Annotated in this window: 14 protein-coding genes; 5 read left to right on the top strand and 9 right to left on the bottom strand. The window is 47.8% G+C overall.

Annotated features, from left to right (window positions below):
* Positions 1-301: 301 nt before the first annotated feature.
* Genes celB through LRP49_RS07625 form a run of 4 tightly spaced genes read left to right on the top strand, consistent with a single transcriptional unit; the run spans position 302 to position 3,234 of the window.
* The gene (celB, locus tag LRP49_RS07610; protein ID WP_274141358.1) at positions 302-1,621 is read left to right on the top strand and encodes a PTS cellobiose transporter subunit IIC; all 1,320 of its coding nucleotides are present in this window, start codon (positions 302-304) and stop codon (positions 1,619-1,621) included.
* A gap of 3 nt (positions 1,622-1,624) precedes the next feature.
* Positions 1,625-2,587, top strand: a complete 963-nt coding sequence (locus LRP49_RS07615) for a glycosylasparaginase (protein ID WP_274141359.1) — start codon at positions 1,625-1,627, stop codon at positions 2,585-2,587.
* 15 nt (positions 2,588-2,602) lie between these two features.
* Positions 2,603-2,911, top strand: a complete 309-nt coding sequence (locus tag LRP49_RS07620; RefSeq protein ID WP_274141361.1) for a PTS sugar transporter subunit IIB — start codon at positions 2,603-2,605, stop codon at positions 2,909-2,911.
* A 5-nt stretch (positions 2,912-2,916) separates the two neighbouring features.
* Positions 2,917-3,234, top strand: coding sequence for a PTS lactose/cellobiose transporter subunit IIA (locus LRP49_RS07625; protein ID WP_274141362.1), 318 nt, complete (start codon positions 2,917-2,919; stop codon positions 3,232-3,234).
* Between the two features lie 28 nt (positions 3,235-3,262).
* Here the strand turns inward: LRP49_RS07625 and LRP49_RS07630 are convergent, their stop codons facing one another.
* Positions 3,263-4,096, bottom strand: coding sequence for a hypothetical protein (locus LRP49_RS07630; RefSeq protein WP_274141363.1), 834 nt, complete (start codon positions 4,094-4,096; stop codon positions 3,263-3,265).
* Positions 4,097-4,250: 154 nt separating this feature from the next.
* Positions 4,251-4,763: a ClbS/DfsB family four-helix bundle protein gene (locus tag LRP49_RS07635; RefSeq protein ID WP_274141364.1), complete on the bottom strand. Its 513-nt coding sequence runs from the start codon at positions 4,761-4,763 to the stop codon at positions 4,251-4,253.
* Positions 4,764-5,296: 533 nt separating this feature from the next.
* Here LRP49_RS07635 and dcuC point away from each other — a divergent pair.
* Positions 5,297-6,658, top strand: coding sequence for a C4-dicarboxylate transporter DcuC (gene dcuC / locus LRP49_RS07640; RefSeq protein WP_274141365.1), 1,362 nt, complete (start codon positions 5,297-5,299; stop codon positions 6,656-6,658).
* A 57-nt stretch (positions 6,659-6,715) separates the two neighbouring features.
* Here the strand turns inward: dcuC and LRP49_RS07645 are convergent, their stop codons facing one another.
* From LRP49_RS07645 to LRP49_RS07675, 7 genes are read right to left on the bottom strand one after another with little or no spacing between them, the layout of a single operon-like run.
* Positions 6,716-7,069 carry a c-type cytochrome gene (locus tag LRP49_RS07645; protein WP_274141367.1) on the bottom strand — a complete coding sequence of 118 codons (354 nt, stop codon included), beginning with the start codon at positions 7,067-7,069 and terminating at the stop codon, positions 6,716-6,718.
* Positions 7,066-7,575: a TlpA family protein disulfide reductase gene (locus LRP49_RS07650; RefSeq protein WP_274141368.1), complete on the bottom strand. Its 510-nt coding sequence runs from the start codon at positions 7,573-7,575 to the stop codon at positions 7,066-7,068. The genes LRP49_RS07645 and LRP49_RS07650 overlap by 4 nt, the downstream gene beginning before the upstream one ends.
* Positions 7,572-8,126, bottom strand: a complete 555-nt coding sequence (locus tag LRP49_RS07655) for an SCO family protein (protein WP_274141369.1) — start codon at positions 8,124-8,126, stop codon at positions 7,572-7,574. The genes LRP49_RS07650 and LRP49_RS07655 overlap by 4 nt, the downstream gene beginning before the upstream one ends.
* A gap of 9 nt (positions 8,127-8,135) precedes the next feature.
* Positions 8,136-9,224, bottom strand: coding sequence for a YncE family protein (locus tag LRP49_RS07660; protein WP_274141371.1), 1,089 nt, complete (start codon positions 9,222-9,224; stop codon positions 8,136-8,138).
* A gap of 47 nt (positions 9,225-9,271) precedes the next feature.
* The gene (locus tag LRP49_RS07665; RefSeq protein WP_274141372.1) at positions 9,272-10,927 is read right to left on the bottom strand and encodes an Lcl domain-containing protein; all 1,656 of its coding nucleotides are present in this window, start codon (positions 10,925-10,927) and stop codon (positions 9,272-9,274) included.
* A complete protein-coding gene (locus LRP49_RS07670; RefSeq protein ID WP_274141373.1) occupies positions 10,924-11,547 on the bottom strand; it encodes a cytochrome c3 family protein in 624 nt (207 codons plus the stop codon). Before LRP49_RS07670 ends, LRP49_RS07665 begins: the two co-directional genes overlap by 4 nt.
* Positions 11,544-12,017, bottom strand: a complete 474-nt coding sequence (locus tag LRP49_RS07675; RefSeq protein ID WP_274141374.1) for a copper chaperone PCu(A)C — start codon at positions 12,015-12,017, stop codon at positions 11,544-11,546. Before LRP49_RS07675 ends, LRP49_RS07670 begins: the two co-directional genes overlap by 4 nt.
* Positions 12,018-12,026: the final 9 nt, after the last annotated feature.

Here is a 12,026-nt window from a genome sequence, read left to right on the forward strand (position 1 = left end):
ACATATAATCTAATGATACTTTTATTCATTCAACAAAGTAACCTCTCCAACAGCGATCTCTTTTCGCTCTCTTAGCAAACTTTCCACAGACAGTTTACATACTGTAATCAAACTCTAATATCGCATATATCTCACTGATACTACGAATTTTGCATGGAAGATCACACTCCAAAACGAATTCCATAATCACTTGATACTTTTTTCTATCGAATGTGATCAACCACTCTATAACCCCATTTGGTTTGGGTGTATTTTCCACTCACATTCAAAAGTATCACATGATTACTTAACAGAGGTTAGTATGGAAAAGGTAATGCGCTTCATCGAAAGTCGAATGATGCCCATCGCTGGCAAGGTTGCACAGCAGCGTCATCTTGGTGCCATTCGCGATGCTTATATTTCGTTTATGCCCTTCATTATCGTGGGTTCGGTACTGCTGGTAATCAGCTCGTTCCCAAGTGCTGGCTACAAAGAGTTCATGGCATCCGTGTTTGGCCCAAATTGGGGTTCAAACATTGAAATTCCGTTCTCGGTTATCTTCTCTGGCATGTCTTTGTTCATTGCCTTCATGGTCGCTTACCGCTTGGCTGAGCGTTACAAAGTTGACCGCATTTCGGCTGGTATTCTCTCTCTTTCAGCATTCATGGTGCTGACGCCTTTTGCCAGCGTTGAAGGTGTAGGAACGGTTATCCCAACAGAATGGTTAGGCTCGAAAGGTCTGTTTGTTGCCATGATCGGTGCATTGCTGTGGACAGAGATCTTCCGTTGGTTCATCGAAAAACGCATTACCATCAAAATGCCTGATGGCGTGCCACCGGCCGTTGAAAAGTCTTTCGCCGCTCTGGTACCTGCAACTGCAGTACTTTGCTTGGCATTGGCCATTCGCCTGGGCTTTGCGAGTACCCAATACGAAACCATCCACCAGTTTATTTATGAAGTGCTGGCAACCCCAATTCGCTCTCTGGGTACCTCTTTCTTCGGCGCGCTGATGACATCTCTGACGATCACCTTGCTTTGGTCAGTCGGTATCAATAGTGGCTCTATGGTCAACGGCATCATGCGTCCAGTATGGGCTGAAAACCAACAAGACAACCTGACTGCGGTAGCTAACGGTATTGCTCCTCCTCACGTTGTGACAGAGCAGTTCTTCGACATGATTTGGATGGGCGGCGCAGGCGCAACCTTGTCACTTATCATCGCCGTATTGATTTTCGCGCGCTCTCAGCACATCAAGAAAGTCGGTAAGCTGGCGGCAGGTTCTTCCATCTTCAACATCAACGAACCTGTGCTGTTCGGTCTGCCAATCATCATGAACCCAATCATGCTGATCCCGTTCAACTTGGTACCGCTGGTTCTGGTGACCTTCCAGTACGTAGCAATGTCAGTGGGTCTGGTTTCTACCACTACAGGCGCATTCATTCCTTGGACGCTGCCACCTGTACTCTCCGGCTTTATCGTGACCGCCGATATCACAGGCTCCATCATGCAGATCGTCAACTTGACCATAGGTGCAATGATTTATCTGCCGTTCCTGCGAATTATCGATAAGCAATACCGCGCAACGGAAATTCCGGTTGAGCAAACGCAACAAGACACTCCGCTACAACCTGTAAAGGCGTAAACAATGGACAAGAAAAACTGGGGCATTATCGCCACGTGGAGAATGGCCTTTGATGGCATCACTGAAGGCGCAACGATGCTCCAAGACAATAAGTCAGCGACCGATGCAGTCCTGACAGCGGTAACACGGGTAGAAGACTACCCGTATTACAAAAGTGTTGGCTACGGTGGTCTTCCAAATGAAAAAGGCGTTGTCGAACTAGACGCCGCCTTTATGGATGGCACCACCATGGCATTGGGTGCGATTGCGAGTGTTAAAGACGTCGCTAACCCAATCCTGGTGGCAGAGAAACTCAGCCGTGAACGCTTCAACAGCTTCATGGTAGGTGAAGGCGCAGAACAATGGGCCTTTGAACAGGGTTTTGAAAAGAAGGAAATGCTGACTGAGCGCGCGCAGCAGCACTACATCAAGCGTTGTCGAGAAACCCTGTATCGTGGCCTGTCCCCCTATACGGGTCACGATACTGTCGGCATCGCAGCACTCGATTTAGATGGCAACATCAGCGTTGGCACCTCCACCAGCGGCCTCTTTATGAAGCGTCCTGGCCGCGTGGGTGACTCGCCGGTTTCTGGCTCGGGTTACTACGCCGACAGCGAGATCGGAGCTGCGACCGCAACGGGCCTCGGTGAAGACCTGATGAAAGGCTGTATCAGCTACGAAATCGTGCGTCGCATGGGTGAAGGCATGACACCGCAACAAGCGGCTGACAGCACAGTAAACGATTTAGAGAAAAAGCTCATCGCCCGTTACGGCCGAGCGGGCGACCTTTCTGTCGTTTGTATCAACAAAGACGGTGATTTTGGAGCCGCTACTAACATCGACAGCTTCTCGTTTTCTGTCGAGACCTCCAAACACCCAGCAACGATTTACGTATGTGAGCGCAGAGGCTCTGAAACGCATTATTCCCCAGCATCACAAGAATGGCTGGACGCGTATCAGACACGCATCACTGCACCTATTGAATAATCCAAGGAGTACACAATGAACAAAATTCTACTTATCTGTGACATGGGTATGTCTACAAGCCTCGTAGTGAAGCGCATGCAAGAAGCCGCAGAAGCACAAGGTATCGAAGCTCTGATCGAAGCGAAAGGCTCTCAGGATTTTGAAGATAGTGCAGCCGATTTCGACTGCTACCTGATTGCACCACAGATCAGCTACAAGCTGTCAGACTTCCAAGGTGTGGCACAATCACATGGCCGCCCAATCGCGCTCATCAACATGATGGATTATGGCATGACTGACGGTAAGAAAATTCTGGCTCAAGCTCTGACAATGATGGAAGCGTAAGAACGATGGATCACGCACAATACGAAGAATACGTAATGACCCTGATTGTGCAGGCGGGCCAGTGCCGCAGCATGCTCATGACGGCGATCCGCGAAGCGAAGCAAGGCAATTTTGACGCCGCTGATACGCTTGTCGCTCAAGCTAAAGAAGCCTTGAAAGACGCACACCACATTCAGACAAAGTTGATTGAGTACGATGAAGGCGAAGGCAAGCTGCCCGTTCACATAGTGATGGTGCATGCACAAGACCATTTGATGAATGCTGTGCTTATGATGGACTTAGCGGGCGAGATCATCGACCTGCGTCGCGTCACTCAACAGTAAGTATTACCTGCTAAAGCAAAGGGGAGCATCAGCTCCCCTTTTTCGTTTTACAGTAACCCTGTGGTGTTGCGTTTTTCAGCCGATTACGAAGCACTCGCTTATTGAGCAAATCTTCGTAGCACAGCAAAATGGAAGGCAACCCCAATCGCGCGTCAAAATATTCGCCAGCGAGGTAGTCACTAACAGGCTGCTCGAAATCGGCCTCCGATTCCAACGCAATTTGAATCAGTTCGGATGCGTCCATCAGAGACCATTCAATGCCCATCTGATTGACCACATCTTTGACAAGTTCATTATCAGTAATCACCGCTCGTCTGATGCCGTAAGGCAACGCATGTTGCAGGAAGTCCGCCATACGCACGACTGACTCTTCGCCTTCAGTGCCCATCAGCGCAAAGCTCACATGCGTTGTATAAGCTTCAGTGATCACCAGAAGGTGCGTCGCTTTCGCAGAGAGAATATGCGGTAACTTGATGCAATCAATCATCACCTCACCGAACACAGTCGGTGACGGTTTTTTAACGCGCGGCACCTGATACTTCTTCAGGCAGCGGTTAAGTACGGCACGTGACAAATCTTTATTGATCAGCAGCTGCGAGACTTCCAGCAGTTCATCTAAAGACAGCAGCAATCGTGAGCGCAGGTATACGATCAACAACTCTTGTTCTGCACTCAGCCTACGATGAATGACATTAGGGCGGTGCGACTTGTCGTAAACATCGCTTCGATTGCGCCACTTTTTGACCGTATCGATAGAGATACTAAGCTCACTTGCCAGTTCTGCGTCAGACTTATCGGAATGCTTTATGTACTTGCGTGTTCTCGGTGTTGTACTCGCATTGGAATGCAGTTTGATTTCCATTTCGGGTAGCTTGCCACACTGTTGTTATCATGAATTGATTGTATCACTAGATTATCGATAAGTGGGAGGTGAAAACGGTAACAAACTTAATGAATTCCGTCTCAACATCATAATTTAAAAAGAGTTTATGTAACCACCAATGTAAAGCATTCAATTACTTAATAGCATGAGACTTTTTGAATCGACGCACTTTTGTACGCATATTTTTCATTGGTGATGAGGTGTTGAATTGAATCATCCTGCCCAGCGTCCATTGCTTATACCAAGGCTTTACATATAGCGACGCATCATTCTCACTGGCAATCATCACAAGGATATCAGTGACAACCTTTCGCCATTCTTCAAGCAGCGCGTCATAAGACCAATCCCGATACGTTTGATGAAAATGCACAGCTAACTCGCCAAGTTGGTTCCATCTGAATCCTGTCTCTGGAAAATCCACTGTTTCACCAGCCTGCTTACGTGAATGCCATTTCATCACCAAATGACCCCACCCAATAAGATAGGCCAGCGTATCGCAAACACTGATCTGTGTATCTTTGATGTTCCCTTCAACCTTCAGCAACCTCGTGCAATCTGCAGGAATTGAGGCGTAATCTTTCTCGAGTTTTGAAAATGCATCTTGGATGGCAACTTCTAATTCCAATTTGGTTGCTGGTATAGACATTCTTTACACTCCTGAATTTTGTATTATAAATATACAGAAATCCAACTGGTGATTATTTAACCTTCGTCTGATATTTATTCATTTCTTCGTATTTTAAGTACTAATTTCAAACCACTAAAAATTGAAATTAATTTGACTTCGTAACAAACAAGTGTATTTCAGAGGAACTATATTGCATTCACTTCAATAGGTTATGGAAATCCCTCCCATCAAGAATTAACAATGTCGGTTGCAAATCAATCACTTGTACCTCTATGTAAATCTTGTTGCACATTTTCTGCGTTACAGATTAATTAACTCACTTTAAATAGCATGATTAACAAATTGAAAATATTCATCGTGCGTCTTTTTTAATCAACAGGAAATATTGTTTTATACAACTCACACTTACACCTTTTATTTTCCGTTTCTCATATCCTTATTAAGCCATTTAAAAATAATATGGCTACGCCAAGGCTGCCTAAAGATGCCGACGTCAGTAAGTATCTTCCGGTGCCTGGCGATATCCGTTAGAGCTACATATAGGTAAAATAATGGTTGCTATCCTCGCACTCCCCATCGTTTTTGGGGCAGGCTATCTGATTGTAAAAAAATACAACACACAAGCTGCGCTCTTCGGCGCCGGTATTCTGATGATGATCATCGGTGCGCTGGCGGGTCACACAGATTTCCTTCCGAAAGGCGTTAGCCCATCAGGTGCCGTTGTCGTCGACTTTTTCCTTGTTATCAAGGCACTTAGCTCTTCAACACTTGCTACTCTGGGCCTTATTATCATGGCAGTAGGTGGTTTCTCTAAATACATGGGCCACATCGGTGCGGCGAATGCACTGGTTCAAGTCACAACAAAACCCCTATCTACTATCAAAAATCCGTACGTGATTCTTGCGTTCACTTACATTCTTGGTCAGTTCCTAAACATTTTCATTCCAAGTGCTGTTGGCCTAGCAATGCTGCTACTTGTTGCCTTGTACCCCGTGCTTGTTAACATCGGCTGTACACCCGCGTCAGTTGCAGCAGTACTCGCAACAACAGCGTGTTTGGACTTAGGTCCAGCGTCGGGTGCATCGAACAAAGCCGCTGAAGTTATCGGCGTTGATGCTGCCACGTACTTCGTTCAGCATCAGTTAGTCGTAGGGGCTGCAGCTGCCGTCGTAATCGCTGTTCTGCATTTCTTCTGCCAAAAATGGTTCGACAAAAAAGACGCCGAAAAAGGCGTGAAATACGAGCTGAACAGCACGCAAGACAGTGCACGTGAAGCTCCGACTTGGTTTGCAATCCTGCCAACCGTGCCACTGGTTTTACTTCTGGTGTTCAGTAAGTTTGCGATTACCTCAATCAAGATAGACGTGGTAACCGCCATGTTCATCAGTTTGGCGGTTTCAATGCTGTGTGACTTCCTCTACACCCGCAATGGTCGTGGCGTAGCTGACTCGCTGAAAGTTTACCTACAAGGCATGGGCGATGTATTCGCAGGCGTTGTATCACTGATCATCGCAGCCCAAACCTTCGTTGTGGGTCTTAAGGCGATTGGTTTTATCGACGGTCTGCTAGGTATGGCATCTGATCTGGGCTTGGGTTACACCCCAATGCTGCTGATGCTGGTGACCATCATCGGTTTGACTGCACTGCTATCTGGTTCAGGTAACGCGGCGTTCTTCAGCTTCTCGAACCTGGCACCTGACGTTGCAGCCCAAGTGGGTGTAGCGACCGCAGCAATGGCAATGCCAATGCAGTTGGCTGCCGGTATCTTCCGTTCATTCTCACCTGTTGCAGGTGTTGTGATGGCGTGTGCCGGTGTGGCTGGTGTGCCTCCTATGGAGCTTGTGAAACGCACCGCAATCCCGATGATGGGCGGTTTGGTCACCATCTTGATCATCACCATTATGGGCGCGTAAGCCTTTATACTCTGCTAAACAAAAGAGCCACAATCGTGGCTCTTTTTATTTGAAATGCTACTGACTCCTCGGCCATTCTACTGCCGCCAAATACGCAGCCAACACACGAACCTCATCTTCAGAAAAAGGCTTCATGGCGGTTTCCATCGTCATGTATAACCCGTTTTTTCGCTTTCCCTTTTTGTAATCCATCATCTGGTTAAACAGATACATTTCTGTCTGTCCGCCAATTTTGGGATACAAAGGAATGACGGGAACATTGCCACCTTCGCCATGGCAGTTAATACAACCACCGCGTCCCGGGTTCTTATATAACTGCTCGCCATACAATGTTTCCGCAAACACTGGAGTAGCCAAAGAAAATAGCCCCGCCGCCGCAAATAATTTCAATCCCATTTTGCCCCATTTCACGCTGACTCTCCCAAGCATTGCAGCCATTGATTAAGCGCATTCACAGACGTTTTTAAGTAACCCGTCGCGTGATAAGTCACCTTGTTATTCACCGTCACTAAAGTTGCAGGTAGCCCTACAAACCCGAGAGCTCTTACCGCTTCAAAATCATCTATCGCGTCATTGGCAAGATTGGTGATAGCAAGACGACTGAACATGCCATTGATGGCTTCTTCGTTATCACCAACATGCAGGGTTTTGACATCAAAAGTGCGGCTTGAAGCAGCCAGTTCGCTCAACATCGGCAACTCTTTTAAACACGGGCCGCACCAGACTGCCCAGAAGTTCACGAGACTGACTTTTTCCATGCTTTCGCCGTGTAAATCAGCAGGCAATGCATAGGGTTTTACCGCATGAAATTCGGTTGGGGGTTTACACTGTGAATCGAGTGCATATGCGTTGGAAAAAAGCCCTCCAAGTACCACCGCGATTGCTTGGCACTGACGCGCTAAACGATGTTTTCTCATGGAATATTCCTAGAAATATCGGCGGCCATTTTGTCACTGCCCATTCCATAGCCGTAAACATCCACCAGCTTACCCTCAGGACTGTAGAGATAGACATAAGCGGAGTGGAACACTTCATATTGCGCAGGCAATGGTGGGTAAACCGGCTTGCCTTCAACGGCATACCCATACGTTCCGCGAAGAGATTTCATCGCATGTTTTGTCTGTGCTTCCGTACCAACCAAACCGAACATATTTTGGCTGAAAAACTTCACGTAAGTATCCATGTATTCAGCGGTATCTCGATTTGGATCAACTGAGATAAAAAGCGGTGTCACTTTCTTGCCTTTATCTCCTAGTTTTCCGACCGTCGCAGCCATATCAATCACGGTTGTCGGGCAAATATCGGGGCAGGAGGTATACCCAATACCAATCAACAAGTATTGTCCTGGCCAGCTTTTTTCTGTCACATCACCCAACGTCGCGTGTTGCAAGTCGAAGTCCAAGCTTGCCAGTACTTTGCCCGACACCAACGCCCCCAAAAAACACAATGAAGTCAGCAGTTTCTTCATATTCCGCTCCTAGTGGCAAATGGTGTTGGTGATACCCATCACCATATGAAGTGGTTGGGCGAGCCCAGTATCAATTCGAGAAAGCTGAGTCGCTGTGCGAATGTCATACACAAACAGGGATGACGATTTATCTTGGGTAGCAAACAAAGTTTTAGAATCAGAGACCACCACCACCTCTTTCAACGGTGCGCTTAGTGCCACGTTTTTCTCAGGTGTCGATTGGGCGATATCGAAAACCGATAGCGTACTATCTGAAGAGATGATGCCGATGGTTTCCAGCCACCCCGAACGTAATGCGCCCGGATTCTCACCAACGCTAATATCGCGAACCTTCTCACCGCTCCACGCGTTGATCACAACCCCTTTCCCTTTTTCATCTGCAAGGATGATGTGTTCGCTGTCAGAACTAACGTATGGGCGATAAGGGGTCGAAGGCAACGCGACTGTTGCGAACTCGGTATTCATAAATAAATCGCGAATATATACAGTGTTGTCGTCATACTGCGCTACCATGCCAAGGCGGGAATCCGGTGACAGCGTGATTTCAGACACTGAGCCCTCCCCTAGCTGCATTTGCGTTCGCTGACCATCGTGGAAACGGTAAACAAAGGTGTTTCCTGAGGCTTGTTCCGTCACATACAGGTTGTAGCCACCGTTATCGAAGTTCAGGCTGAAGGGACTATCGACACTATCAAAGGTGCCCATCAGTTTTTTGTCCAATGGCATCACAAAGACCAAAGCATTTTTCCCTCCAACAGCCAATTGCGCGCCATCTGGGTGAAATACAATTTGGTCAGGAATAAAGGATAGCGGCATTTTTCCGTGCGATTTTTTAGCCAAGTCGTACAAAAAAAGCGTTGGAGATTTGCCGTCGATGTACACCAACAGATCCTGCAAGTCAGACACTTCCAGCTCTGTCGGAATAGCCTGTAACGTTAAGGTATCGACGTGCATTTGGGTAAAGGTATCAACAACAGCAAGTTTGGGTGAAATGGCATCAGACACGAATGCCCAACGCGCACCATCCACATACCGCTGCTCGTCTGCATTGACGTATGAACTCAATGCGAACACAAGAGAAAAAAGAATCTTCTTCATAAGGCAAAAAGCCCTCAGGTTGTTAGCCTGAGGGCACTCGATGATAGTTAAGGATTACGAATACAGCGTGCGTAGAACAGGTTGTCTTTCGTCATGCCAAGACCGGAACCTATCAGATACCCTTGAGCCCAACCTTCGTTGTCTCCGGTATGTCGTAAGTCCAACATTTCGGGGGTCTGGTCTTTTTTACGCAAGCCTAGTGGTCGCATGTGAATGGTTGGTCCAGCTACATCGGACGTATTTGTCCAGAAAAAGTACTTCACTGGGGTATTCGGGAAAAACTCTTCATCAATCGACGGTGAGGTTTTGTTGTAGTTAACAATCGACACCGCTTCTTTAATGTTCGGTAAACGCCAGTCTTTGTACCCTGCATAGTCAAGGTTTTCACAGTAGTTGATTGAGTCTTCCCAATCACGACGTTTGTAGTCGATATTCTGCTGCCACATGCGGTCCGTGATACGTTCCGTTACCGTGCCATCACCGTTATCGACATAGTCCATGTTGTGGTATGCCGCACCATTGTCGGCACGCACACAACGCACCAATTTCGTTGAAGCGGTGTGCTGACCCATAATGTGCGCATCAGGAAAACCAACGTGCCAAACATGATCGGGGTGATCAGAGATTGGGAAAGTCCAAATCCCAGAGTTTGCACGCGGCATGTTAGAGAAGACTTCCGCATTGATAGCAGGGCGGAACTCACCCATATCACCAATGCTCTGCAACTCTTTCATTAAGGGATAACGCCAATCGCTGTAACCGTCTAATTCCAGATTGTCACAATGCGCTTGGCCTTCAACGGCTGTCATCCAAATGCGCGAACTTTCACGCTCCCACATCAGCTTGGTGTTGTTATCGATAACGGTTTTCCCTGACTCACTGATGGTGTAGCTCATTGGGTTTTGCGGGTAGTCGCTGTCTTCACCTTTAGTATCAGTAAAGTTCTGGATTTGGCCGGTATCTGGCAGCACAAAATCTTTCACGGGTGGCATGCCGATACCCGTAATGTACTCGCGACGCTCAACAGCGCGGTATTCTTTGCCTGACACGTACGCGATGATGTCTTTGTAGTCATCTTCGCTCAGCATGCGGGCGAACGGTGCCATGATTGGGCCTTGGCGGTTAGTGCGCTTACCATCGCGATACGCTGTCATTTGCTCGAAAATGTACGCAGGCATTTGGCCTTTCAGCGGCGGATAAGCAGGATTCGTGCTTGCACCCTGCTCACCATGACACATCTTGCACGACGCATCGTACTTTTCTTTCCCGCGTTTGAACGCCTCGCTTTCCAGCACATCTGGATCAGGGTTGTACGACATTTTTCGCTCACCCAACACGACCGAAACAGAGGCCATATCGTGAGGTGAATATTGATAAACGATTTCCTTCATTTGAGAAGAAATGCCCGCTTTGCGCTCGTTATCCATATCGACCCATTGGTCGTAGAAATACTGCGGATCAAAACCCTCAAGTTTCGGGCTCAATGATTCGGTAACTTCTTCTCGTGCGGGACGGTGACAGCCCATGTAGCAACCATAAATAATGCGGTTAGCAATGGCTTTGTCTTTGGGCGACATGGTCTCGAACGTACGATTAATCGTGTAATCTTCGTAGCCATTATTGATATCTTCCGCCGCCATCAACGGTGATGACACAACCAGCGTTAGCAAGGCAACGGTCAATGTTTTCATGCGCAGGCTCATGAGTGATTTCCTTCTTGCAAATTCGCCAGCGCCTCAAGAAGCTTTTCTTCTCTCAGGCGCATGTTGCGTTTTAGACCCGGGTGAGCAATGTCATAGTGACAGGAAGAACATTGGAAGTTGGCGTCGGTCTCTTTGCGATTGAATGCCAGTTGGTGCGTTTGGTCAGCAATGGAAGATGCTTCCGTCGCTGCCACGGCACGCGGTTCGATTTGTTTGTGGCAGCTTTCACAGCCGGAGTCGAACACAAAATCAGTGCGCTTCTCATGCAGAGCTTGATAGTCCAGGTTTTCCATCCCCAACACGTATTCGCCCCACAAATGGCGCATGCCTGATGTACCTTTAACGTAAAGCTCCTCAACCACATTGGATTTCGGCAAGTGACAATCCACACACTCAGCGACAAAGCCTTGCGAGTTATTACCGCCATGAATCGACTGCGCAAACGTTTCTGCCATTGGCTCCATGGTGTGACACGATGAACAGAATTCATTGGTGCTCAGCGCATGCATCACCTCGGTGGCAGGCAACGCAGACAATAAACCTAAGCCCATGCCGCCAGCCACCAGCAGTGCAACCACCGCGCGTTTCACGTTTCGCGCTTCAGCAAAAAGCTTTTTCACTTGGCTATCTCCTGTGCTTTCGCGATGTCTGCACTGCTCTTCACCACAGCGTCACATTGCAGATCTTCGGTGTAAGTCATCCACACCGTCACAGGGTAAACATCGCCGGCTTTAGGCTGCTTTTTTAACCCTTTCAGCATGATGTGATTGCCACCAGGCTTTAGTGCGTTATCACCTTCCAGAATTTTGATTTTGGGTACGCGACGCATCTTCATCACGCCATCTGCCATCTGCGTGGTGTGAAGCTCAACGATGTTAGCCAAATCGCGAACTTCCGCTCCGACTACATCTTCATTAGCAGGCATACGAAGTGCCTTAATCTCGTCGGTGTTTTCAAAGTGAATATTCAGGTACAACGCCGTCATGTCCTTACCCGGCGCAGGTTCTCTGATCACGCAGTCTGACACCGTTAATCCCGCTTGAGCCCCAAACGATAACGCTGAGGCTGCCAGCAACACTATCTTGCGCATTACAGCTCC

It is taken from the genome of Enterovibrio qingdaonensis, from assembly GCF_028683135.1.
Classification (GTDB): domain Bacteria; phylum Pseudomonadota; class Gammaproteobacteria; order Enterobacterales; family Vibrionaceae; genus Enterovibrio; species Enterovibrio qingdaonensis.